This is a genomic window from Aequorivita iocasae (genome assembly GCF_016757735.1).
Taxonomy (GTDB): domain Bacteria; phylum Bacteroidota; class Bacteroidia; order Flavobacteriales; family Flavobacteriaceae; genus Aequorivita; species Aequorivita iocasae.
The window spans coordinates 3,024,360-3,048,684 of record NZ_CP068439.1; the positions used below are offsets into that span (position 1 = coordinate 3,024,360).

Here is a 24,325-nt window from a genome sequence, read left to right on the forward strand (position 1 = left end):
GGTTAACTTTGCAGGTATACACCAAATTGAAAATCCGCAAGGATTTTCAGAAGTAAGCGAGAACAAGCAATTACTTATAGCCATTGTGCCTGTTGCACAAGTTAAGGATTTTCCGTAATTTCATGGTATGCAAGGAAAAAAGATCTACCAAGAAAAGCTCTTCAACGATTTCCGTTTGAGCGAGCGCGTTCCGGAGCACAATTTTTACCGTCGGCTACAATCGGCTTTGGACCTGAATTATTTATATGCACTTACAAGGGACTTTTATGGCGACAGCGGCCAAAAGAGCATCGACCCGATCGTATTTTTCAAGCTTTGTCTGGTTGGTTATTTGGAGAACATCACCAGCGACCGCAAGCTTGTGGAACATTGCGGGATGCGCCTGGATATCCTCTACTTTTTGGGCTATGGGATAGACGAGCAACTCCCTTGGCACTCTACCATCAGCCGTACGCGGCAACTCTTTCCCGAGGATGTCTTTGAAGCAGTGTTCACCAAGGTCTTCACCCTCTGCGTGGATGTGGGGATGGTCAGCGGCCATACCCAGACGGTGGACAGCGCCCCGGTCAAGGCCAATGCCTCTATGGACAGTCTGGAGCTGAAGGTTCCGGAAGAAGAGCTGGAATCACATCTTCGTAAGGTTCGCCACATAAGCGCAATGGATAAAGAAAAGCCCTTTCGCAAAAGCAAGGGCGATAGATCAGATAAAGGCCAGCGTACTATTACCGCCAACGGGAAGGAACTCAATGCCATTGCCTCACGAAACAAACGCTGGAACAAAGACCAAGATCAGCGCCCCGGAGCGGGAAACAAGGGAAGTAAATATACCAGCAACAAGACCCATTACAGCCCCACCGATCCCGATGCCCGCATCAGCGTAAAGCCCGGCAAGGCACGGAAGCTCAACTACCTGAGCCAGCTGTGCGTGGACACCGCCCACCACGTGATCAGCGATATAAGGGCCTACCACGCGGATGGAAAGGACAACCAGCAATTGCCGGACATTGTACAGCGATTAAAACGGCGGCTAGGGAAACAAGGCCTGGTCTGGGAAAACTGCGTGGCCGACACGGGCTACAGCAGCGGCGAGAACTATGCATTCCTTGAAAGGCAGGGCATCAAGAGCTTTATCCCGCCCCACGGCACCTACAAAGGTGGCCCGGAGGGTTTTGTCTATATAGAGGGCGGGAATTACTGGCTGTGCCCACAGGGAAAAAAGGTGACCTTCCGCAAGCAGAAACTGGAAAAGGGAACGCTCAAGGATAACTATTTCACCAGGAGGAGCGATTGCAAGGGCTGTCCCATCAAGGCCCAGTGCATCGGCAAGTCGCACGAAAAACGCATCAACATAACAGCATATCGAGAGGAATATGAACGTAACATTGCCCGTGTAAGCAGCCCACTGGGCAGGTATATGAAGGGCAAAAGGCAGAGTACGGTGGAACCGGTCTTCGGAACGCTCACCCAGTTTATGGGGCTTGGCAAGGTAAATACCATTGGGCTGGCACAGGCCAACAAGTGCATGCACCTCTCGGCAATGGCCTACAACCTTAAAAAATACCTAAAGTTCGTCCAGAAACGGTCAAAAAGTGGGGCAATCTGCCTTGCGCTTACGTTTTCACTGAAAAAGCACCTTCAGAGATGTATAGCCCCGTTTTTAATACTTCCGAAGAGTGCCTACGCTGTAGCGTGAACAAAAAATAAAGCCGCTTAAAACGGCTTAAACGGGGTCAGCTTTTACGGAATTAAGGGGTTGTGCAACGGTTACCATTGTTGTGGTTAGTGTTTTTTTATTTATTTACTCAATTTTAAAATTCTAAAAGCCCCTTGAATTACTAAAACAAAAACTATTGTTCCGATAATCAAATCAGGTTTGCTTGAACTCAACCAATTTACCAAAAGTCCCGCAATAATAACTCCCAAATTGATAATCACATCATTTGAAGTGAAAATCATACTTGCTTTCATATGAGCCTCTTCTTTACTTTTTGACTTTTGTAAAATATAAAGGCAAATTCCGTTTGCAATAAGGGCGAAAATCGAAACGATAATCATTGTCGAAAAGTTGGGTAGTTTCTCGTCTCCGAAAAATCTTCTTAAAACTTCTACAAATCCGATAATTGCAAGTGTTATTTGAAAATATCCAGCAAGTTTGGCAATCCGTTTTTTCTTTATTACTGTTCCGCCAACCGCAAACAAGCTAATTCCGTAAACGAAACTATCCGCAAGCATATCTAAACTGTCGGCAACCAATCCCATTGATTTTGAGATTATTCCTGTTGTCATTTCAATTATGAAAAAAGAAAAATTTATGGCAAGTACAGACCAAAGTAGCTTTTTTTGGTTTGCATTTTCGTTAAATTCAGTTTGGTCGGTTTGTTCAGTCGAGATTTTCTTTCCTCCTAAATTCAGTTCGATAACTGATTTTTCAATTTGGTCAGTTTCTCCGCTGTGAAAAACGGTCAGTTTTCGGTTGGGAATGTCAAAGTCCAAATTCGCAATACTTGAAATTCCGTCCAATTTCATTCGAATTAGATTTTCCTCTGAAGGACAGTCCATTTTGGTAATCTCAAATATTGTTTTATTCATTTAGTTTCTTGGTTTTTCAACATTAACCACAACATGTGTATATACGCATGTTTTTGAATCCCTATTGCTGTTATCCCGCACATGTGCGCTATATTAATTAATAATCTTTCAAAATTAACGCATAGCAAAACCCAAACATGGCCTAACCAGCCTAAGGGTTTTGTTTAAAAGGGGAGAATAAAACACGAGGTTTCAGTTTCAAATATAGCAATAATCTTTAATGTATTAACTTTTTTTATGGCTATAGGCTTTAAGCTTTAGGCTATAGGCTTTAGGCTATAGGCTGGTGGGTGAATCGTAAATCGTAAATCTTGAATAAGTGAATGCGTGAATGGTTGATGAAAAATCTTACGTCTTACGTCCTAAGTCTTACGTCCTACATCTAATGATGAACTTCGTATTTCGCAACTCCTCCCGGTCCGCTCCCACCCTTGTTCGCAAAAAGGTTCTTTTTTGGAACCCGCAACTGAACATGACCAAACCAACACCCAAACAAAACCCGCGGAAAATGCCTTAACCTATGCAATGGTATGCAATTGCGGTACATTCCGGTCTGGCGTGTGCAATGGTGTGCAATGGCGGTCCATGGTGTTCAGGAGTGTGCAAGGGTGTGCAATGGCGTGCAATCGAGGTACATTTTGGGCAGGGGTGTGAAAGCGGATGCAATGGTAGTACATTTTAATCCTTTGGTTTTAATTGCAGGCCGTGGGGAGCCTTGGAGTGCTATTGGTTTTGATTGCGTTCAATTCCAGTCAATTCCATTCAACTATTTGGATAACAGTTATTTGCCCATTACTTTGGCAGTGATTAATTAAAATGAATGTTTAACTAATTTTTAAAAAGATGGGAACATACAACAAAGGTATCCTAGGCCCCTTTAGGGGAAAAGTTGGCCCCGTGATCGGTTATTCCTGGAGAGGAAAAGACCTGATGCGCGGGTTGCCAAAAGAATCGACTGTTGCTGCCACAAAGGCGCAGCTTGAACAACGTGCAAAGTTTGGCACGGTCATTAAATTTTTAACTCCTATTAAAGGCATTTTAAGTGCCTATTTTGGGAAAGAACAAAAAGCGAAGTCGCCGTTTAACCTGGCAACAGGCTATCATTTAAATGAGGCCCTATTGCCCGGCCCCGACGACACTTGGCTAATTGATTACCCAAAAGTGCTGATAAGCCGGGGCGACCTAAGAGGGGTTGATAATCCGCAACTTGCCGTGGAAGGTGGGTTAATAAACCTTACGTGGACGGACAACAGCGGCCTAGGTTCTGCAGATGCTACCGACCTGTTGATCGCGGTGGTGTATTGTACGGAAATGAACGAGTTTGTGCAGTTTAATCCTGCCGCTACCCGTGCAGATGCCGTTGTACAACTTGCCATTCCCGCGTATTTGAGCGGATCCTTGGCAGAGGTATGGGTTACCTTTGCAACAGCAGAGGGCAATCTGGCAGCCGTTAGCAGCTATGCGGGTGCGGTTACCGTGCCTTAATTTTTGCTGTAGGCTTTAGGCCGTAGGCTGTAGGCTTTAATCCTACGGCTTACGGCTTTTGGCTTTTAGCAATAGTCGCTCTATTGATAAAGGTATAGCCTACGTCTTATGTCATACGTCATAAGTCATAAGTCATACGTTTTCAGCATTCAACCTTCAGCTTACGGTTTTTCATCCATATCATCGGGAAGCTTGCCCCCGCGTAGGTAGAGCATTTTTAAAATTACATCTTCAAGGTAAAAATTGGTACTTCCAATTTTCATATAAGGAATGGCACCCCGCTTTCGCCATCGATAGAGGCAGGATTTGCTAATTCCAAATAGCTCGGTAATCTGCTCGTCCTTTACCAGACGAACTTCTCGCAGGTCCTTAGACCTTTCTTTAGTAGGTTCTTGAGGCATACTATAAAAGATTTAGAGCTGGGGAGTACTGCTAAGATAAAATTTATTTTTAAAAAAAGGCCTATCGAGTCTGAATATGCCGTAAGGCGTCAAAATGCGAATAAAAAAAGCCGCTGTTACCACGCGATTGCATCGCGTGGGTCAGACAAGCTTTTAACCAAGATGTCCTTGTATTCATTTCTCCTAAAAACATCAAGCCATTCAATTACTGCAAAACTTACAAAATACAGGCCCTCAGGATTATGGAATTTATAATTTCGACTCACGTTTTAAACTTGTTTATTTTTACTTGTTCAAAAATATTGCTGTGAATGGACGCGATGCAATCGCGCAATAGCGGGGGTAATTGGCTAATTGATAATTTGGAATTTGGGATTTGGGATTTGGAATTTGGGATGTGGGATTTGGGATTTGGAATTTGGAATTTGACCCTTCTTCAGCATTACCAAATTACATCCTGTTTCTTAGTCTTTTAAAAAACCAATTGTATATTCTGGCGACAATCATTTTTCATTTGCAAAAAAACTTAAAAAAAATCATTATTTTCACTTCCTTAATAATTCTATCATGACAGATCCAAAAAGACTCTTCGATTTCCCATATTATCAGCTTGAAAAATATCCTCAGGAAAAATCACTTGTTACAAAATACAACGGGGAGTGGAAAGCCACATCCACCCAGGAATATATTGATAAGGCCAATGCATTAAGTCGCGCGCTTATAAGCATGGGCGTTAAAGCGAACGATAAAATTGCGGTAATCTCAATGACCAACCGAACAGAGTGGAACATCTGCGATATTGGGATTATGCAAACGGGCGCCCAAGATGTACCCATCTACCCTACCATTTCTGAAGATGAATATGAATACGTATTAAACCATAGTGAAAGTGTTTACTGCTTTGCTTCCTGTAAAGAGGTTTACGATAAAGTCCAGAAAATAAGAACTAACGTACCCTCATTAAAAGAGGTTTATACCTTTGATAAAGTTAAAGGCGCCAAAAACTGGCAAGAGGTACTGGATGAAGGTAAAGACAAAAGTAACCAGGACGAGCTGGATAAAAGAAAAGAAGCCATACAGGAGGATGATTTGGCAACCTTAATTTATACTTCAGGCACAACCGGAAAGCCCAAAGGGGTAATGCTTTCGCATAAAAATATTGCTTCAAATGCCAAATTCAGCTCAGAACGTTTACCCATTGAACTTGGAAAATCAAAAGCATTAAGTTTTCTGCCCGTTTGCCATATTTATGAGCGCATGCTGCAGTATATGTATCAATATTGCGGGGTAGAAATCCATTTTGCGGAATCGCTGGAAACCATCAGCGAAAATCTGAAAGAAGTAAAGCCCGACGTTATGAGCGCCGTTCCGCGTTTGCTGGAAAAAGTGTACGATAAAATTTATGCCAAAGGTGCGGACCTTACGGGAATTAAGAAAAAACTCTTTTTCTGGGCCATAGAGCTTGGTCTTAAATACGAACCCTACGGCCAAAATGGCTGGTGGTACGAAAGCAAACTGAAAATTGCCCGTAAGCTTATTTTCAGCAAATGGCAAGAGGCCTTGGGAGGAAACCTAAAGGCCATTGCCTCCGGGAGTGCAGCCTTGCAACCGCGCTTGGCAAGGGTTTTCAACGCTGCGCAAATTCCGGTGATGGAAGGCTATGGATTGACCGAAACATCTCCCGTAGTTTCCGTAAACGATATGCGCAACCACGGTTTTAAAATAGGAACCGTAGGCAAACCGCTAAGAGAAACCGAAGTAAAGATTGCTGAAGACGGCGAAATATTGGTTAAAGGGCCACAAGTGATGTGCGGCTATTACAAAAACCAAGAACAAACAGAAGAAGTGCTTAAAAATGGCTATTTCCACACGGGAGATATTGGCGAAGTGGATAGCGAAGGCTTCCTTAGAATTACCGATCGCAAAAAGGAAATGTTTAAGACCAGTGGAGGTAAATACGTGGCGCCACAACTTTTGGAAAATGCAATGAAACAGTCTCGCTTTATTGATCAAATTATGGTAATAGGTGAAGGCGAGAAAATGCCTGCAGCGCTTATTCAGCCCGATTTTGATTTTGTAAAGGAATGGGGAAACAAAAAAGGACGCAACATACCTTCAGATCCTGCGGAATTGGTAAAAAACCAAGATGTTATTGACCGTATCCAAAAAGAAATTGATTTTTATAACCAACGTTTCGGCCAATGGGAAAAAGTAAAGAAGTTTGAGCTCACCCCTGAGCAATGGAGTATTGAAGGTGGCCACTTAACCCCTACCATGAAAATGAAGCGAAAAGTAATCAAGGAGAAGTATATTGATTTGTACAATAAGATTTATGGGCATAGCGGGGAATAATTTTTACTATTTTGCGGAAAAAATTTTGAGAATGAATAAAATTACTTTAAAGATATTTCTTGTCGTTTTGCTGATTGGCAATATGTGGTTTATTAATGGACAATGTTTGCCTAATGGAATTACATTTTATAATCAAGAGACAATTGATAATTTTTCTACAGATTATTCTGGATGCTCTGTAATCGAAGGGAATGTAACTATACATGATATATTTGGAGATATAACAAATTTAAACGGACTTTCGCAAATTGTGGAAATTCAAGGAGGCTTAGTAATTAATTCTTCTCATCAATTAATAGATCTTACAGGGCTCGACAATTTAAATATCCTTGGTGAGGGTTTATATATATCTGAAAATAATAATCTTGTAAATCTTCACGGATTGGAAAACCTTAATTCTGTAGGAAATTTAAGTATAAGAAATAATGATAACCTTACGAATATTTCGAATCTGAATATTATGCAAATAAATGATGCAATTTCAATTTCTTATAACGATATTTTGTCTTCTTTAAACGGTTTAGAAAATATTACATCCATAAATTATTTACTAATAGATAATAATGATTCTTTAACCAATTTAAGCGGATTGGATGGCCTATCAATAATTAATTCAGGTTTTGATATCTTAAGAAATGATGGGTTGATCGATTTAAGTGGCTTGGATGCTTTAGTCTATACTAATTATGGTGTGATTTCAGAAAATGGATCGTTATTAACCCTACAAGGACTTGAATCTTTAACAACCATAAATTATTTCTACATACAACTCAATGATCAACTTCAGGACATTAGTGGCCTATCCTCACTTACTGAAATTATTGAGTTTAATGGAATTGAGGGAAGACTTATGATACTTGAGAATAACATGCTTTTATCTTTAAATGGCCTTGAAGGATTAACTGCTGTTCATGGTGAGCTGGGAATTGCGAATAATAATCAACTTTCAAACATAGGAGGAATTAGAAATGTTGATGCCGAAACAATAACTAATCTTTACATAAACTATAACCCAAATTTATCAGAATGTGCTGTTTTAAGTGTTTGTGATCATTTAGATATCGACTTGGAAAATACATATATAAATGATAATAATATAGGCTGTCAAACCCCACAAGAAGTAGAAGCCGCCTGCGCTCTCGACACAGAAGAAAATCAAATTGCTAAAATCAAAATTTACCCAAACCCAACGAACGGGTCGTTTGAAATTTCAGGATTAAAAGATGGAACTATTGAAATAATTGACAGCCAAGGAAGAACCGTTAAAAAAATGGATTTAGGTGAGCGCAACTATTCAATCTCTGAATTAACATCCGGAATATATTTCGTAAAAATTACTTCGGAAAATTCTTCACTTACGAAACAGCTCATAAAAATTTAAAATTTGAACTGGCTCCTCCTTATAATCGCCGGCCTCTTTGAAGTAGCCTTCGCAGCCTGCCTCGGCAAAGTAAAGGAAACCTCGGGCCTCGATTCAAAATTGTGGTTTGGGGGGTTTTTAATTTGCCTTTTTATCAGTATGTTTTTACTTATAAAAGCTACACAAACGCTTCCCATCGGTACTGCCTATGCGGTGTGGACGGGCATTGGAGCCGTGGGGACGGTATTGGTGGGGATATTCTATTTTAACGAACCAGCTACTTTCTGGCGGGTATTCTTTCTTGCTACCCTCATTGCCTCTATAATAGGGTTGAAATTCGTTGCAAATTAATATCCTAATTAGTCTTACGTATTTTCTCTGTTCTCTGTTCTCTGTTCTCTGTTCTCTTGTCTCACATCTCACTACTCACAACTCACAACTCACTCCTCACTACTCACTACTCACTACTCATCACTACTCACTACTCACTACTCAATACTCACTACTCAATACTCACTACTCAATACTCACTACTCAATACTCACTACTCAATACTCACTACTCACTACTCACAACTCACTACTCACAACTCACTACTCACAACTCACTATTCACTACTCACTACTCACAAAAAACATCCCCACATACTATGCATGCATAATAAATTTTTGTATCTTTGATATTCCACTTTTTCAAAGTCTCTTAATGAAGGAAAAAACAATCGATTATATACTGCGCTCCACCTGGATGAGCGTAACAAAAATGTACAATGAAGAAGCTGGAAAAAAAGGAAGCACCATGGCCACAGGCTTTGCCCTTATAAGCATTGATCCCGAGGAAGGCACGCCCTCCACGGCACTTGGACCAAAAATGGGGATGGAAGCTACTAGCCTCTCAAGAACCTTGAAATCTATGGAACAAAAAGGTTTGATAGAGCGCAAACCCAATCCTGATGATGGTCGCGGGGTCTTGATCCACTTAACGCCTTTCGGAAAAGAGATGCGCGATTTTTCAAAAGGGGTGGTTTTAGGCTTTGATGAAGCGGTAAAAAAAAATGTCTCTGCCGAAGAACTGGAGATTTTCAAAAAGGTGGCAAACACAATAAACGAATTAATCAATTCAAAAAAAATATACGACTCTCAATAAAGAGTTAGGAATTAAGAATTAGGAAAATAGTTATAACCCAATTAACGAATAACTATTAACCACTAACTTTAAAAAATATGTCAAAAAGAAGAATTAACAAAGTAGCGGTAATCGGTTCCGGAATTATGGGAAGCGGCATAGCCTGCCATTTCGCCAACATAGGCGTGGAAGTGCTGTTGCTGGATATTGTTCCGCGCGAGCTTACCGATGAGGAAAAGAAAAAGGGCTTAACCCTAAATGATAAGGCTGTACGAAACAGGATCGTAAACAACGATTTGCAGAAATCGATAAAAAGCAACCCTGCCCCACTCTACCACAAGGATTTCGCAAAACGGATTTCCACCGGAAATCTCGAGGACGATATTTCCAAGGTAAACACTGCCGATTGGATCATTGAAGTGGTTGTAGAGCGCCTGGACATTAAAAAGCAGGTTTTTGAAAATCTTGCAAAACACCGAAAGGAAGGCACACTTATTACCACAAACACTTCCGGAATCCCGATACACTTAATGAGCGAAGGCCATAGCGAGGATTTTCAGAAACATTTCTGCGGTACGCACTTTTTCAATCCGCCCCGCTATTTAAAACTTTTTGAAATCATTCCCGGACCAAAAACCTCGCCTGAAGTTTTAGACTTTTTAAATGAATATGGCGAAAAATTCCTCGGGAAAACTTCCGTGGTCGCAAAAGACACTCCTGCATTTATAGGAAACAGAATCGGAATCTTCGGCATTCAAAGTCTTTTCCACCAAGTAAAGGAAATGGGCCTTACCGTGGAAGAAGTAGATAAACTGACCGGGCCGGTAATCGGCCGACCCAAATCGGCAACCTTCCGCACTGTTGATGTGGTTGGTCTCGATACCTTGGTGCACGTTGCAAACGGAATCTATGAAAATGTGCCCGACGATGAGGAGCACGAAACCTTCAGACTGCCAAAATTCATCAACACAATGATGGAAAACAAATGGCTGGGAAGCAAAAGCGGACAGGGTTTTTACAAAAAAGTGAAAAACGACGACGGAAGTAGCGAAATCCTATCACTCGACCTTGAATCCATGGAATACCGAAAAAGCAAAAAAGCCTCTTTCGGTACCTTGGAAAAAACCAAATCGGTTGATAATGTGGCCGACCGTTTCCCAATTCTTATAAAAGGTGAAGACAAGGCAGGCGAATTCTACCGAAAAAATTTCGGGGCTATGTTTGCTTACGTTTCCAAAAGAATTCCCGAAATAACCGACGAGCTCTATAAGATTGACGATGCCATGAAAGCCGGTTTCGGCTGGGAAAACGGCCCGTTTGAAATATGGGATGCCGTGGGCGTGAAAAAGGGAATTGAACTAATAAAAGATTTAGGGAAAGAGCCCGCCCCTTGGGTAAATGAAATGCTTGAGAGTGGCGTGGATAGCTTTTATGAAGTACGTGAAGGGAACACATACTATTACAGTATCCCAGACAAAATACATAAAAAAATACCCGGACAGGATGCCTTTATTATTCTGGACAACATCCGAAAATCCAAGGAAGTTTGGAGCAACAAAGACGTTGTGGTTGAAGATTTGGGCGATGGTATTTTAAATGTAGAATTCCGAAGCAAGATGAACAGTATTGGGGGCGATGTACTTGCCGGTGTAAACAAAGCTATAGACCTTGCCGAAGCTAGTTTTGACGGTTTGGTAATTGCCAACAACGGCAAAAACTTTTCCGTGGGCGCCAACATTGGTATGATCTTTATGATGGCAGTAGAACAAGAGTATGAAGAATTAAATGCAGCCGTAAAGTATTTTCAGGATACAAGTATGCGCATCCGCTATTCCTCTATTCCCGTGGTGGTTGCACCACATGGAATGACCTTGGGTGGAGGTTGTGAGTTTACGCTCCACGCAGACCGCGTGGTTGCAGCAGCCGAAAGTTACATAGGTTTGGTTGAATTTGGCGTTGGAGTAATCCCCGGCGGTGGCGGTTCCAAGGAAATGGCAATGCGCGCCAGCGACACTTTCAAAAAAGATGATGTGGAATTGAACAGACTTCAGGAATATTTCTTGACCATTGGAATGGCAAAAGTTTCCACTTCAGCCTATGAAGCTTACGATACGGGTATTCTTCAAAAAGGAAAAGATATCGTTATCGTAAACCAAAACAGGCAAATTGCCGCAGCGAAGGAAGTTGCGCGTTTTATGGCAGACCAAGGCTACACAAAACCAATCCCAAGAACCGATGTGAAAGTACTCGGAAAGCAAGCCTTGGGAATGTTTTTAGTTGGAACGGACCAAATGGTGGCAGGTAATTACATCAGCGAGCACGACAAAAAAATAGCCAATAAGCTTGCCTATGTAATGGCAGGTGGTGATTTGAGCGAAGCAAGCTACGTAAGCGAACAATATTTACTTGACCTTGAAAGGGAAGCCTTCTTAAGTTTAACCGGAGAGCGAAAGACTTTGGAAAGACTTCAGCATATGATTCAGAAAGGGAAACCTCTTAGAAATTAGAATTGAGTAGTTAGTATTGAGTATTGAGAAAATGCACAAGTTAGAAGAATTAAAGATTTGGAATAAAGCGATGGAAGTTGCTGAAGAAGTCTATCTACTAACTGCAAATTTTCCAAATGAAGAAAAGTTTGGATTGATCAGTCAACTTCGTAGAAGTGCTGTTTCAATTCCTTCTAATATTGCAGAAGGGGCAGGAAGAAATACCAATGGTGAATTTAAAAACTTCCTCGGCATTGCTAACGGTTCTTCATATGAGCTTTTTACACAATTATTATTATCAATTAAATTAAAACTTGGTTCAGAATCATTAGTAAATCCAATTTTATCCAAAGTTATTGAACTACAAAAAATGAGCTATTCATTAATAAAATCGTTAGAAAAATGAGTGTCTCAATACTCAATACTAACATCTAAATACTAAATAAAAATGAAAACAGTATATATAGTAAAAGCATACAGAACCGCAGTGGGCAAAGCACCGCGCGGGGTATTCCGCTTCAAGCGTCCAGACGAACTGGCTGCGGAAACCATTAAATATATCATGAATGAATTACCGCAACTCGACAAAAAGCGAATTGACGATGTAATTGTGGGTAATGCCATGCCCGAAGCCGAACAGGGACTAAATATGGGCCGGTTGATTTCGTTGATGGGTCTTGATATTGTTGACATTCCAGGAATGACGGTAAACCGTTATTGCGCTTCGGGATTGGAAACCATTTCCATTGCCGCGGCAAAAATCCAAACAGGAATGGCAGATTGCATTATTGCAGGGGGTGCGGAGAGCATGAGTTACATTCCAATGGGTGGCTACAAGCCTGTTCCAGATTATAAATTGGCAAAGGAGGGCCACGAAGATTATTACTGGAATATGGGATTGACTGCTGAAGCAGTTGCCAAAAAATACAATGTTTCCCGAGAGGATCAAGACGAGTTTGCCTATACAAGTCAAATGCGCGCCTTAAAAGCTCAGGACGAAAATCGTTTTCAAGATCAAATTGTGCCTATTGAAGTGGAACACACTTTCGTAAACGATTCGGGAAAAAAAGTAACCGAAAAATATACGGTAAATAAGGATGAAGGCCCTAGAAAGGGAACCAATATTGAGGCTCTTTCAAAATTGCGCCCGGTTTTTGCCGAAGGCGGAAGTGTTACCGCAGGTAATTCCTCACAGATGAGTGACGGCGCAGCTTTCGCAGTTGTTATGAGTGAAGAAATGGTAAAGGAACTAAACCTAGAACCCATTGCCAGATTGGTAAGTTTTGCCGCTGTTGGCGTGGAGCCAAGCATTATGGGAATTGGACCAGTCTATGCAATTCCAAAAGCCTTAAAACAAGCTGGATTGAAGCAAGACCAAATAGAACTTATAGAATTGAACGAAGCCTTTGCCTCACAGTCTTTGGCCGTAATCCGTGAACTTGGTTTGGATAGGGAAAGAGTAAACGTAAACGGCGGCGCTATCGCTTTGGGACACCCACTGGGTTGTACAGGCGCAAAACTTTCAGTGCAATTGTTTGATGAAATGCGCAAGCGCAACCTACAAGGAAAATACGGAATGGTAACCATGTGCGTGGGGACGGGACAAGGAGCGGCTGGTATTTATGAAGTATTTTAAATGTTGAATTCAAAATTTTGAAGGAATGGAGCCGAAGAAGGAAAATATCATAATTGACAAAACCTTTAAGTTTTCCCTCGATATAATTTCTTTGTACCAAAAACTTCAAAATGAAAAGGAATATATTCTTTCAAAACAGCTTTTACGTTCGGCAACCAGTATAGGAGCTAACGTTGAAGAAGCATCGGCAGCCCAGTCGAAAAAGGATTTTATAAATAAAATGTCCATCGCGTCTAAGGAGGCACGTGAAACAAAATATTGGCTTAACCTTTTGGACAAGTCTAATTTGACCCAACTTAATATTTCCCCTTTTTTGATGGAAATAGAACACATAATAAACATTTTGACCAAAATAATAATCACGGCTCAGACCAATTTAAAAAACAATAACATCTAAATTTTCATTCAAAATTTAGAATTCAAAATACAAAATAAAAAAAATGGAAACACAAACTAAAAATAACTCTGAATTACTAAGAGGCGGTCAATTTCTAGTAAAAGAAACAAAAGCCGAAGACGTCTTTACCCCGGAAGATTTTTCCGAAGAACAAAAGATGATGCGCGATTCCGTAAAGGAATTTGTAGATCGCGAAATTTGGCCCAAAAAGGAGGAATTTGAACATAAAAATTATGCGCTCACCGAAGAGATTATGCGCAAGGCAGGAGAAATGGGCCTATTGGGCGTGGCCGTGCCCGAAGAATATGGCGGACTTGGCATGGGCTTTGTAACCACGATGCTTGTCTGTGACTATATCTCTGGTGCTACCGGTTCTGTGGCTACTGCCTTTGGAGCGCACACGGGTATCGGTACGCTGCCTATTACGCTTTATGGAACCGAAGAGCAAAAGAAAAAATACGTACCAAAACTTGCTACGGGCGAATGGTTTGGCGCATATGCCTTGACTGAACCGGGTGCGGGAAGCGATGCCAACAGCGGTAAGACAAAAGCCGTACTTTCTGAAGACGGAAAATACTACAAGATAAGTGGGCAGAAAATGTGGATTTCAAATTCAGGTTTCTGTCATACTATGATTGTATTTGCACGTATTGAAGATGATAAATATATCACTGGCTTTATTGTTGAAAACGACCCAGAAAACGGAATCTCAATGGGCGAGGAAGAAAAGAAGTTAGGAATCCACTCCTCCTCTACCCGTCAGGTTTTCTTCAATGACACGAAAGTTCCTGTTGAAAATATGTTGGGCGAGCGCGGTGAAGGTTTCAAAATTGCAATGAACGCCTTGAATGTAGGCCGAATTAAACTTGCCGCCGCTAGTCTTGACGCACAACGCCGTGTTATTTCAAGTGCCGTTAAATACGCAAATGAGCGCATTCAGTTTAATGTGCCTATTTCCTCCTTTGGCGCAATAAAATTGAAATTGGCCGAAATGGCAACCAGTGCGTATGTGGGAGAAAGTGCCAGCTACCGTGCCGGAAAAAATATTGAGGACAGAATTGCGCTTCGTGTAAAAGCTGGCAATTCTCACCAAGAAGCAGAATTAAAAGGTGTAGAGGAATACGCCATTGAGTGTTCCATCTTGAAAGTTGCCGTTTCTGAAGACATTCAAAATTGCAGTGATGAGGGAATCCAGATTTACGGCGGAATGGGCTATAGTGCAGATACCCCTATGGAATCTGCTTGGCGCGATGCGCGAATTGCCCGTATCTATGAAGGGACCAACGAAATCAACCGTATGTTGGCGGTGGGAATGTTGGTAAAAAAAGCAATGAAAGGGCACGTAGATCTTTTAAATCCCGCCCAAGCAGTAGCTTCGGAATTGATGGGAATACCTTCTTTTGAAACGCCAGATTTCTCAGAATTGCTTTCCGAAGAAAAAGCAATGATTGCAAAACTGAAAAAAGTATTCTTAATGGTTGCCGGAAGCGCTGTCCAAAAATATGGAACCGAACTAGAGGAACACCAGCAAACCTTGATGGCAGCCGCAGATATTTTGATTGAAATCTACATGGCCGAAAGCGCCATTCTCCGTACCGAAAAGAATACAAAGCGCTTTGGAGCGGATACGCAAAAGGAACAGATTGCGATGTCGCAGCTATATCTTTACCACGCAGTGGATATTATCACCGTAAAAGCAAAAGAAGCGATTCTATCTTTTGCTGAGGGAGACGAACAACGTGCAATGTTGATGGGACTTAAGCGTTTCACCAAATATCAAAACATGCCAAATATTGGCGAATTGCGTAGAACGATTGCCCACAAAGTTATTTCGGAAAACAACTATCCGTTTTAATTGATTGATAAATTATTCTTAAAACCGCTCCGGAAATGGGGCGGTTTTATTTTTAGCAGTAATTTGGTTCGAAGTTTGCTATTTTTTAAAAAAAACAATTTATAATGAAAAAGCTCCTTTTCCTATCCATCATATTCATTACCTATAATACGTTCGCACAAACCAATACCGAAGTATATGTTTTTGATATTTCTCCCGCATATGAAGGGTTAGAATTATTAAACATTCAACCAGTTTCCAGCAATAAAGGATACAATAACCAACCTTCATTTCAAACGGACGATTTTATTCTTTATTCGAGCAATAATGATGGGCAAAATGATATAGCAAAGTTTCACGTCACATATCGCGTTTGGGAATGGTTTAATACTCCAACAAAAAATGGCAGTGAATTTTCCCCACAAACATTCCCTTCATCTAATGATGTGGCCGCAGTAAGGCTTGATAAAGACGGTTTACAGAGATTATACAAATACAATTATAAAACCGGAACTTCGTCAGAGTTGATTAAAGATTTACAAGTAGCTTATTTCGCTTTTTATAATGACAAAGAAATTCTTGCCACGGTTTTAAATGGCAATACAATGGATTTGGTTTTCATAAATCTTCAAACAAAAACTGCCGACACACTTTTCCGAAATGCCGGAAGGTCGTTACAAAAAGTCCCGAAAACAAATTCTATGAGTTATTCCCTGGTAAATGAGGAAGGAAATTTAGACCTATATCTTTTGGATATGGATTCCTTTGAAAGTTTTTTTGTTACACAATTGCCCATCGGCATTCAGGATTATGTTTGGATCAATGACACACAAATTCTTATTGGCAGTGGCAATAAACTCTACATGTACGATACTTTAGGCGATTCAGAATGGACCAAGGTTGCTTCCCTTGAAGAATATGGCCTGAAGAATATTAGCCGTATGGCCATAAGCCCCAATGGTAATAAACTTGCTATCGTTTCAGAATCAAAATAATTACAAATTTTACATTCTTTAAAAGTTTTGGGACGTTCTTCGTTCTTTTTGGTATTTTTAAAAAAAATCCCTTGCCGATGAAAAGTTTTATTTCCATCATTATTTTTTGTTTTACCGCTTCTTCCTATTCGCAAACCGATCAAAGAATTTACGATATCATAAAAGCTGTTTCTTCGGAAAGAATTGAGGCTGATATCATAACGCTTGCTAATTTCGGCACCCGAAATACTTTTAGCGATACCGTAAGCAACACCCGTGGCATCGGTGCAGCACGTAGATGGATTAAATCTGAATTTGAAAAGATTTCAGCAGGGTGCAACAACTGTTTAAATGTTTTCTATCAAAAAGATTTTGTAAAAGCCGAAGGAAACGACCGAATCCCAATGGATACTTGGATTGTAAATGTGGCGGCAATTCAAAAAGGAACAAAATACCCCAACCGTTACATCATTATGAGTGGCGATATAGACTCCCGAAACAGTGATGGTAGCGATTTTGAAAAAGATGCTCCCGGGGCTAACGACAACGCCAGTGGTATGGCTGGAGCCCTTGAAGCAGCGCGTGTGCTTTCAAAATATAAATTTGAAAGCAGCATCATTTATTTAGGATTGAGCGGCGAGGAACAAGGGCTGTTTGGCGGAAAAGGCTTTGCGGAATATGCCAAAGCACAAGGTTGGGAAATCATTGGAGTTTTAAATAACGATATGATCGGGAACATTGAAGGGGTAAATGGCGTAATCAGTAATCGCGATTTCAGAATTTTCAGTGAACCCGTTCCGCCTACAGAAACAGAAAAGGAAAGACAAATGCGACGTTTTTACGGCGGCGAAGTTGACGGGATTTCACGTCAACTTGCCCGTTACGTTTTTAAAACTACTCAGACTTATATGCCAGAAATGGACCCAATGATGATTTATAGATTGGATCGTTTTGGTCGCGGTGGGCATCACCGTCCCTTCAATGATTTGGGCTGGGCTGGAATTAGAATTATGGAAGCACATGAAAATTACAATCAGCAACACCAAGACATTCGAACCGAAAATGGAATAGAATATGGCGACAAACTCAAGTTTGTGAATTTTGACTACGCAGCAAAACTCACCGCTGTTAATGCCATAAATCTGGCCAGTCTTGCCTGGGCACCTCCTGCTCCATCAGACGTTGCTATTGGCGGTGTTGTTGAACCATCAGCAAAATTGAAATGGGACAAAGTAGATGGCGCAACGGGTTATAAAATTTATTGGCGGGATACAACCAGCCCAACTTGGGATTATAGTCGGTTTGTAGGCGATGTTTCAGAATTTACTTTGGAAGGCATTGTGATTGACAATTACTTTTTCGGTGTAGCTTCAGTAGGAAAGGATGGGTTTGAAAGTATTGTTATGTTTCCAAATTCGGTATTTAGATAATAAATTAATAAAATGATTACACTAAAAAATCAAAACATTATTTCCCCTTTGAAGGGAGTTAGGGGGATGTTTTTCGTTGCAATTTTATTTTTATTTCAATCCGCCTTGGCGCAAAAATTTACGCGCGCAGATACGCTTATAGGAAGCATAACGCCGGAACGAGCGTGGTGGGATGTAACGCACTATGATTTAAAAGTAACAGTGAATCCTTCGCAAAAAACCATCAAAGGAAGCAACACCATTTCCTATAAAGTCTTGGAGCCTAACAATATTATGCAAATAGACCTGCAGACTCCTATGAAAATTGATAAAATACTTCAAGATGGAAAGAAGATAACGTACACTTCTGAAGGAAATGCCCATTTTTTAAAACTTCAGAAAAAACAAATAAAAGGAAGCGAAAATAATATAACCATCTATTTTTCCGGAAAACCAACTGAAGCCGTTCGTCCTCCTTGGGATGGAGGTTTTACATGGACAAAAGACAGTAATGGCAAGCCTTTTATAGCAACGTCCAACCAAGGTATTGGTTCCAGTGTTTGGTGGCCTTTAAAGGACCATCCATCCGAAGAGCCCGATAACGGGGTTACTATTGCCGTAACTACTCCTAAGGATTTAATGGATGTAAGCAACGGAAGGCTAATTAAAGTTAGTGAAACCGACTCTACCAAAACTTGGACCTGGCAAGTGGTAAACCCAATAAATGCGTATGGTGTGGACATAAACATTGGCGATTATGTGCATTGGGGTGAAAAGTACAAAGGCGAAAAAGGAATGCTCGATATGGATTATTATGTGCTTCGCGAAAATGAGGCGAAAGCAAAAGAGCAATTTAAACAAGCGCCAAAAATGATGGAAGCTTTTGAGCACTGGTTTGGCCCCTACCCTTTTTATGAAGATGGTTATAAACTTGTCGAGGCGCCCTATTTGGGAATGGAGCACCAAAGCAGCGTAACCTATGGCAATAAATTTAAAAATGGATATTTAGGCCGTGACCTTTCCGGCACGGGTTGGGGATTGAAGTTCGATTTTATAATAATCCATGAAAGTGGCCATGAGTGGTTTGCAAATAATATTACCAACAAAGACGTGGCAGATATGTGGATCCATGAAGGGTTCACAAATTATTCCGAAAATTTGTATTTGGATTATTTTTTCGGTAAAAAGGCTTCTTCGGAATATGTGGTTGGAATCAGAAACAACATATCGAACGATCGCCCCATTATTGGTATTTACAATGTTGATTACGAAGGAAGCGGCGATATGTACTATAAAGGCGCCAACATACTGCACACCATTCGGCAACTCGTTGATGATGATGAAAAATGGCGTAAAATATTACGGGGTTTAAATAAGGAATTTTATCATCAAACCGTTACCACCAAACAGGTTGAGGACTATATTTCCAAAGAAAGCGGGATTGATCTCTCAGTTTTTTGGAACCAATATTTACGAACCACGATGATTCCCAAATTGGAATACACTATTGATGGGAAAACTTTAAAATTTCGATATGTAAATATTGTTGATGATTTCAAAATGCCCATTATTGCTGTGGTGAAAGGTAAAGAAGAATGGATTTACCCTACTTCGGAATGGAAGACCAAAAAATTTCCAGCTGCAATTGAAACAGTAGAAATAAAAAAAGATTTCTATGTGAATTCCGAAGAAATAAAACAATGAAAACCAAGCCTACACTTTATTTTAAAAATGATAAAGAATGGCGTGAATGGCTGCACGAAAATCATGAAATACATCCCCAGGGTGTTTACCTGATTTTTTACAAGCTTGAAATGGAAATTCCAACGATGCGCTGGGAAGAAGCGGTTAAAATAGCCCTTTGTTACGGTTGGATTGACAGCACGGTGAAAAGCCTTGGCGATGGGAAGCGTCAGCAATATTTTTGTCCGCGGAACCCAAAAAGTGTTTGGAGCGCGCTCAATAAGTCGTATTTAAAGGAATTAAAAAGAGAAAACCTACTTCACAAAAACGGAAAAAAGGCAATAACAGAAGCCAAGAAAAATGGAAGCTGGACAGCTTTGGACGATGTGGAAAACCTAGTGATCCCTGAAGATCTTAAAAAAGAATTTGATAATAACGCAAAGGCATTTTCAAACTTTAAAAACTTCAGCCGTAATTATAGAAAAAGCTATCTTTATTGGCTAAATCACGCAAAAAGGGAAGAAACTCGACAAAAGCGTATTTCAGAAATTATATCGCTGTGCGAAAACAATATTAAATCCAGAAATTAATCTCCAATTTTTTAAAATATGAAAACATTTTCATTAATCCTATCTCTTGCTATATGCACTACTTTTTACGCACAAAAGAAGGATAAAAAAGATAAGGAAAAGGAAGAGCCCAAATGGGAAGTTGCCAACCCTGGAAAAGATTTCAACTATAAAACCCACTCCTTTACTACTAACGAAGGCACTTGGATGAACCTGGACATAAGTCCCGATGGTAAAACCATAGTTTTTGATATGCTAGGCGATATTTATACCCTTCCTATTTCGGGAGGAACCGCTAAGGCAATAAGAACGGGGATTCCTTTTGAAATACAACCTAGGTTCAATCCCGATGGCACTAAAATTTCGTTCACCAGTGATGCCGGGGGTGGCGATAACATTTGGGTGATGAATATAGATGGTAGTGAAGCAAAGCAAGTTACAGAAGAGGATTTCCGATTGTTGAACAATGCCGTATGGAGTGCAGACGGTAATTATTTGATTGCACGTAAACATTTTACTTCTGAAAGAAGTTTGGGTGCCGGGGAAATGTGGCAGTACCACAAATCTGGTGGAACCGGTTTACAAATTACAAAACGCAAAAACGATCAGCAGGACGTAAACGAACCTTTTGTTTCACCCGATGGGAAATATCTTTATTACAGTGAAGATATGTATCCAGGTGGTTATTTTCAATACAACAAAGATCCCAACGACCAGATTTATGTAATTAAAAGATATGATTTTGAAACAGGGAAAACAGAAACAATAACGGGAGGTCCCGGCGGAGCTGCAAGACCAACAATTTCGCGAGATGGAAAAAAATTGGCCTTTGTAAAAAGAGTACGCACCAAAAGTGTGCTTTTCATTCAAAACTTGGAAACTGGAGAAGAATGGCCTATTTATGATAAATTGAACAAAGACCAACAGGAAGCTTGGGCTATCTTCGGCGTTTATCCAAACTTTAGCTGGATGCCAAACAATGATGAAATTGTTTTTTGGAGCGGTGGAAAAATAAATAAGATAAATGTAAATTCTTTAGAGGTTACAAACATTCCCTTTACAGTAAATGTGAAAATTGATTTGGCCGAAACTGTACATTTCAATAATAAAATTGAAACAGAAACTTTTACTCCGAAAATGATTCGCCATGCGGTTACTTCACCAAATGGGGAGATTATTGTATTTAGTGCATTGGGCCATTTATACAAGAAAATTTTGCCAAATGGAGAACCAACACGATTAACAAACAGTACTGATTTTGAATTTGAGCCTGCCTTCTCCCCCAACGGTTCCGAAATATTATATGTTACTTGGAATGATTTGGAAAAAGGCGCTATTTATAAAATTTCCGCAAATGGTGTAACACCTGTAAAGCTTACTTCAAAAAAAGGAATTTACCGCACCCCTTCCTATTCGCCAAATGGAACACAAATTACCTTCAGAAAAGAAAATGGAAATACCGATCAGGGATTTACTTTCACCAAAAATGATGGGATTTATGTAATGAATGCCGACGGCAGCAATGAAAAATTTGTTATAGACAAGGGCGAATACCCACTATTCAGTAAAGATGGAAAACGGATTTTTCTTCAGACTGGTGGAACCTATTTTGGAGATATTGAGAAAAAACTTATTAGCGTAAACCTTGAAGGTAACGATGAAAAAACCCATGTTACTTCAAAATATGCAAATAGATTAATCCCCAGCCCAGACAATGATTGGATTGCTTTTACAAATCTTCATAAATTATATGTTGCCCCATTGGTGCTGAATGGCCACGCCATTGACTTAGACGATAAAACCAAGGCGCTCCCCGTTTCGCAACTCGCAAAAGATGCAAGTATTAATATCCATTGGTCTCCAAACAGTCAAAAAGTAATGTGGACATTGGGCGATGAATATTTCAGTAATGAATTGAAGAACAGGTTTACGTTTTTAAAAGGCTCTCCGGAAGAAGTGACAGAATTGACTTCAACCGGAACAAAAATCGGTCTGCAAGCCCCCGTGGATAAACCCAGCGGAAAGATTGCTTTTACCAACGCGCGCATCATCACTATGGAAAATGATGAAGTAATTGAAAATGGAACTATTGTTATTAATGAAAATAAAATAGAAGCTATAGGCGCAGCCGATAAAGTTTCTGTTCCCACTGGTGCAAAAGTCTATTCCGCCGAAGGAAAAACCATCATGCCCGGAATGGTAGATGCACACGCCCATGTAGGTGCTTTTCGCTATGGATTGCCATCGCAACAATATTGGCCTTTTATGGCTAATTTGGCTTTCGGTGTAACTACTTCGCACGATCCTTCGGCTAATACTGAAACGGTCTTTACGCTTTCCGAACTTCAAAAAAGTGGGCAATTGGTGGGGCCGCGATTGTTTTCAACAGGATTCATTCTCTATGGCGCCGATGGCGATTTTAAGGCAGTTATCAATAGTTTGGAAGATGCCCGCAGCAGTATTCGCCGCACCAAAGCCTTTGGGGCAAAAAGCGTAAAAAGCTATAACCAACCCCGCCGAGACCAACGCCAACAGGTATTACAGGCTGCTCGCGAGATGGGTATAAATGTGGTTCCCGAAGGCGGCTCCACTTTTTATCACAACATAACCCAGATTATTGATGGCCACACGGGGATTGAGCATAACATACCGGTGGCGCCCGTTTATAAAGATATATTGGAAGTTTGGGGCAAAAGTGGAACGGGCTATACCCCTACGCTGATTGTGAACTACGGTGGAATGAACGGAGAATATTATTACTATGAACGCGACAATATTTGGGAAAACGAAAAACTTCTCACATTCACTCCCCGAAGTATTGTGGACAGCCGATCACGCCACAGAATTAAATCACCCCAAGATGAATATGATAATGGCCATATTTTGGTTTCTGAAACTGTAAAAAGCTTGAGCGATGCTGGCGTAAAAGTAAACATGGGAGCTCACGGACAGTTACAAGGTTTGGGCGCACATTGGGAAACCTGGATGCTGCAACAGGGCGGAATGAGCAATCTGGAAGCCTTAAAAGCTGCAACTATCAATGCTGCTGAATATATTGGCGCCGGTGAAGATATTGGTTCATTGAAAATTGGAAAACTTGCAGATTTAATCGTGATGGACAAAAATCCTTTGGAAAATATTGAAAATACCGAATCTATAAAAATGGTAATGGTTAACGGCAGGTTATACGATACAGATACGATGAACGAAATTGGCAACAACCCACAAGAGCGACTTCCATTTTTTTGGGAAATGGATAAATATAACCAAGCATTCCCTTGGCATCAGGAAACCCACGGTTTTATGGATGGTGGATGCAGTTGTCATTAATAAAAAAAAAAGCCCCAAAAGTGGGGCTTTTAAATTTACCTAAAATATTGAATTACATTTTTGGCATCAATACTTTATCCACAACGTGAACAACACCGTTTGATGCATCCATATCAGCACTTGTTACGGTAGCTGTATTTCCTTTAGCATCTTTAATCATGACTTTACCTCCTTTTTCAGACAAAGTTAAAACTTCACCATTAAGGGTGGTAACATCAAGCTTGTTATTGGCTTCTTTAATTTTAGCCAAAACATCTGTTGCATTCATCTTACCTTGAAGAACGTGATACTTTAACAATGCTTGAAGTTGTTCTTTGTTTTCTGGCTTCATCAAGTTATCCATTGTTGCCTTTGGAACTTTGTTGAAAGCTTCATTGGTTGGTGCAAATACAGTGTATTCACCTTCAGATTTTAAGGTCTGTGCCAAATCGGCTGCTTGAAGAGCGCTTACTAAAGTTGACAAGTCTGAATTGCCCATTGCTTTAGCAGCAATTGAATTGGCTTCCATCTCGGCCATTTTAGCGGCGTTCATTTCTTCAACTTTCATCAAAGAATCTTTTTCGCGTTCCATACGCATTTGTTCAGCCTTGGCTTGTTCCTCAGCTTCTTTCTTTTTAGTGTCTTCACAGCTAGCGAAAAGCATTCCCACTACAGCTAGAGACAGTACAATTGATTTTAGTTTCATAATAGTTATT

20 protein-coding genes are annotated in these 24,325 nt (G+C 40.5%); 17 read left to right on the top strand and 3 right to left on the bottom strand.

Features of this window, described 5'->3' with window-relative positions:
• Window positions 1-127 precede the first annotated feature (127 nt).
• A complete protein-coding gene (locus tag JK629_RS13890) occupies window positions 128-1,693 on the top strand; it encodes an IS1182 family transposase (RefSeq protein WP_225625999.1) in 1,566 nt (521 codons plus the stop codon).
• A gap of 101 nt (window positions 1,694-1,794) precedes the next feature.
• Here JK629_RS13890 and JK629_RS13895 read toward each other — a convergent pair whose 3' ends face one another.
• On the bottom strand, window positions 1,795-2,589 hold the full coding sequence (locus JK629_RS13895; protein ID WP_129758953.1) for a cation transporter: 795 nt from the start codon (window positions 2,587-2,589) through the stop codon (window positions 1,795-1,797).
• A 530-nt stretch (window positions 2,590-3,119) separates the two neighbouring features.
• On the opposite strand from JK629_RS13895, the gene JK629_RS13900 reads away from it, so the two are divergent.
• The gene (locus JK629_RS13900; RefSeq protein WP_202336204.1) at window positions 3,120-3,404 is read left to right on the top strand and encodes a hypothetical protein; all 285 of its coding nucleotides are present in this window, start codon (window positions 3,120-3,122) and stop codon (window positions 3,402-3,404) included.
• Between the two features lie 28 nt (window positions 3,405-3,432).
• Window positions 3,433-4,074, top strand: a complete 642-nt coding sequence (locus JK629_RS13905) for a DUF6266 family protein (protein WP_202336205.1) — start codon at window positions 3,433-3,435, stop codon at window positions 4,072-4,074.
• A 161-nt stretch (window positions 4,075-4,235) separates the two neighbouring features.
• Here JK629_RS13905 and JK629_RS13910 read toward each other — a convergent pair whose 3' ends face one another.
• Window positions 4,236-4,475, bottom strand: a complete 240-nt coding sequence (locus JK629_RS13910) for a helix-turn-helix domain-containing protein (protein ID WP_202336206.1) — start codon at window positions 4,473-4,475, stop codon at window positions 4,236-4,238.
• Window positions 4,476-5,042: 567 nt separating this feature from the next.
• Between JK629_RS13910 and JK629_RS13915 the strand changes: the two genes are divergently transcribed.
• The 14 genes from JK629_RS13915 (at window position 5,043) to JK629_RS13980 (ending at window position 23,630) form a co-directional block, all read left to right on the top strand.
• Complete coding sequence (locus JK629_RS13915) at window positions 5,043-6,827, top strand: AMP-dependent synthetase/ligase (RefSeq protein ID WP_202336207.1); 1,785 nt, start codon at window positions 5,043-5,045, stop codon at window positions 6,825-6,827.
• A 31-nt stretch (window positions 6,828-6,858) separates the two neighbouring features.
• Window positions 6,859-8,208: a T9SS type A sorting domain-containing protein gene (locus tag JK629_RS13920; protein WP_202336208.1), complete on the top strand. Its 1,350-nt coding sequence runs from the start codon at window positions 6,859-6,861 to the stop codon at window positions 8,206-8,208.
• Between the two features lie 3 nt (window positions 8,209-8,211).
• Complete coding sequence (locus JK629_RS13925; RefSeq protein WP_202336209.1) at window positions 8,212-8,538, top strand: DMT family transporter; 327 nt, start codon at window positions 8,212-8,214, stop codon at window positions 8,536-8,538.
• Window positions 8,539-8,892: 354 nt separating this feature from the next.
• On the top strand, window positions 8,893-9,333 hold the full coding sequence (locus JK629_RS13930; RefSeq protein WP_202336210.1) for a MarR family winged helix-turn-helix transcriptional regulator: 441 nt from the start codon (window positions 8,893-8,895) through the stop codon (window positions 9,331-9,333).
• Between the two features lie 77 nt (window positions 9,334-9,410).
• Window positions 9,411-11,819, top strand: coding sequence for a 3-hydroxyacyl-CoA dehydrogenase/enoyl-CoA hydratase family protein (locus tag JK629_RS13935; protein WP_202336211.1), 2,409 nt, complete (start codon window positions 9,411-9,413; stop codon window positions 11,817-11,819).
• Window positions 11,820-11,850: 31 nt separating this feature from the next.
• A complete protein-coding gene (locus tag JK629_RS13940) occupies window positions 11,851-12,204 on the top strand; it encodes a four helix bundle protein (RefSeq protein WP_202336212.1) in 354 nt (117 codons plus the stop codon).
• 42 nt (window positions 12,205-12,246) lie between these two features.
• Window positions 12,247-13,434 carry an acetyl-CoA C-acyltransferase gene (locus tag JK629_RS13945; RefSeq protein ID WP_202336213.1) on the top strand — a complete coding sequence of 396 codons (1,188 nt, stop codon included), beginning with the start codon at window positions 12,247-12,249 and terminating at the stop codon, window positions 13,432-13,434.
• A gap of 25 nt (window positions 13,435-13,459) precedes the next feature.
• Complete coding sequence (locus JK629_RS13950; RefSeq protein WP_202336214.1) at window positions 13,460-13,831, top strand: four helix bundle protein; 372 nt, start codon at window positions 13,460-13,462, stop codon at window positions 13,829-13,831.
• 43 nt (window positions 13,832-13,874) lie between these two features.
• On the top strand, window positions 13,875-15,686 hold the full coding sequence (locus JK629_RS13955; RefSeq protein WP_202336215.1) for an acyl-CoA dehydrogenase family protein: 1,812 nt from the start codon (window positions 13,875-13,877) through the stop codon (window positions 15,684-15,686).
• A gap of 104 nt (window positions 15,687-15,790) precedes the next feature.
• Window positions 15,791-16,660, top strand: a complete 870-nt coding sequence (locus JK629_RS13960) for a TolB-like translocation protein (RefSeq protein ID WP_202336216.1) — start codon at window positions 15,791-15,793, stop codon at window positions 16,658-16,660.
• Window positions 16,661-16,737: 77 nt separating this feature from the next.
• Window positions 16,738-18,069: a M28 family peptidase gene (locus JK629_RS13965; protein WP_202336217.1), complete on the top strand. Its 1,332-nt coding sequence runs from the start codon at window positions 16,738-16,740 to the stop codon at window positions 18,067-18,069.
• Between the two features lie 66 nt (window positions 18,070-18,135).
• Window positions 18,136-19,752: a M1 family metallopeptidase gene (locus tag JK629_RS13970; protein WP_202338071.1), complete on the top strand. Its 1,617-nt coding sequence runs from the start codon at window positions 18,136-18,138 to the stop codon at window positions 19,750-19,752.
• Window positions 19,749-20,321 carry a YdeI/OmpD-associated family protein gene (locus JK629_RS13975; protein ID WP_202336218.1) on the top strand — a complete coding sequence of 191 codons (573 nt, stop codon included), beginning with the start codon at window positions 19,749-19,751 and terminating at the stop codon, window positions 20,319-20,321. Before JK629_RS13970 ends, JK629_RS13975 begins: the two co-directional genes overlap by 4 nt.
• 18 nt (window positions 20,322-20,339) lie before the next feature.
• Window positions 20,340-23,630 (top strand): amidohydrolase family protein, encoded by a 3,291-nt coding sequence (locus JK629_RS13980; protein WP_202336219.1) that lies wholly within the window; start codon window positions 20,340-20,342, stop codon window positions 23,628-23,630.
• A gap of 52 nt (window positions 23,631-23,682) precedes the next feature.
• On the opposite strand, the gene JK629_RS13985 is transcribed toward JK629_RS13980, so the two are convergent.
• Window positions 23,683-24,315, bottom strand: a complete 633-nt coding sequence (locus JK629_RS13985; protein ID WP_225626051.1) for a fasciclin domain-containing protein — start codon at window positions 24,313-24,315, stop codon at window positions 23,683-23,685.
• Window positions 24,316-24,325: the final 10 nt, after the last annotated feature.

Coding starts and splice junctions, on each gene's coding strand:
- JK629_RS13920 (WP_202336208.1), top strand. CDS start 6,859: ATGAATAAAATTACTTTAAAGATATTTCTTGTCGTTTTGCTGATTGGC.
- JK629_RS13940 (WP_202336212.1), top strand. CDS start 11,851: ATGCACAAGTTAGAAGAATTAAAGATTTGGAATAAAGCGATGGAAGTT.
- JK629_RS13985 (WP_225626051.1), bottom strand. CDS start 24,315: ATGAAACTAAAATCAATTGTACTGTCTCTAGCTGTAGTGGGAATGCTT.
- JK629_RS13965 (WP_202336217.1), top strand. CDS start 16,738: ATGAAAAGTTTTATTTCCATCATTATTTTTTGTTTTACCGCTTCTTCC.
- JK629_RS13895 (WP_129758953.1), bottom strand. CDS start 2,589: ATGAATAAAACAATATTTGAGATTACCAAAATGGACTGTCCTTCAGAG.
- JK629_RS13905 (WP_202336205.1), top strand. CDS start 3,433: ATGGGAACATACAACAAAGGTATCCTAGGCCCCTTTAGGGGAAAAGTT.
- JK629_RS13970 (WP_202338071.1), top strand. CDS start 18,136: ATGTTTTTCGTTGCAATTTTATTTTTATTTCAATCCGCCTTGGCGCAA.
- JK629_RS13900 (WP_202336204.1), top strand. CDS start 3,120: ATGCAATTGCGGTACATTCCGGTCTGGCGTGTGCAATGGTGTGCAATG.
- JK629_RS13890 (WP_225625999.1), top strand. CDS start 128: ATGCAAGGAAAAAAGATCTACCAAGAAAAGCTCTTCAACGATTTCCGT.
- JK629_RS13980 (WP_202336219.1), top strand. CDS start 20,340: ATGAAAACATTTTCATTAATCCTATCTCTTGCTATATGCACTACTTTT.
- JK629_RS13950 (WP_202336214.1), top strand. CDS start 13,460: ATGGAGCCGAAGAAGGAAAATATCATAATTGACAAAACCTTTAAGTTT.
- JK629_RS13960 (WP_202336216.1), top strand. CDS start 15,791: ATGAAAAAGCTCCTTTTCCTATCCATCATATTCATTACCTATAATACG.
- JK629_RS13915 (WP_202336207.1), top strand. CDS start 5,043: ATGACAGATCCAAAAAGACTCTTCGATTTCCCATATTATCAGCTTGAA.
- JK629_RS13935 (WP_202336211.1), top strand. CDS start 9,411: ATGTCAAAAAGAAGAATTAACAAAGTAGCGGTAATCGGTTCCGGAATT.
- JK629_RS13955 (WP_202336215.1), top strand. CDS start 13,875: ATGGAAACACAAACTAAAAATAACTCTGAATTACTAAGAGGCGGTCAA.
- JK629_RS13945 (WP_202336213.1), top strand. CDS start 12,247: ATGAAAACAGTATATATAGTAAAAGCATACAGAACCGCAGTGGGCAAA.
- JK629_RS13930 (WP_202336210.1), top strand. CDS start 8,893: ATGAAGGAAAAAACAATCGATTATATACTGCGCTCCACCTGGATGAGC.
- JK629_RS13975 (WP_202336218.1), top strand. CDS start 19,749: ATGAAAACCAAGCCTACACTTTATTTTAAAAATGATAAAGAATGGCGT.
- JK629_RS13910 (WP_202336206.1), bottom strand. CDS start 4,475: ATGCCTCAAGAACCTACTAAAGAAAGGTCTAAGGACCTGCGAGAAGTT.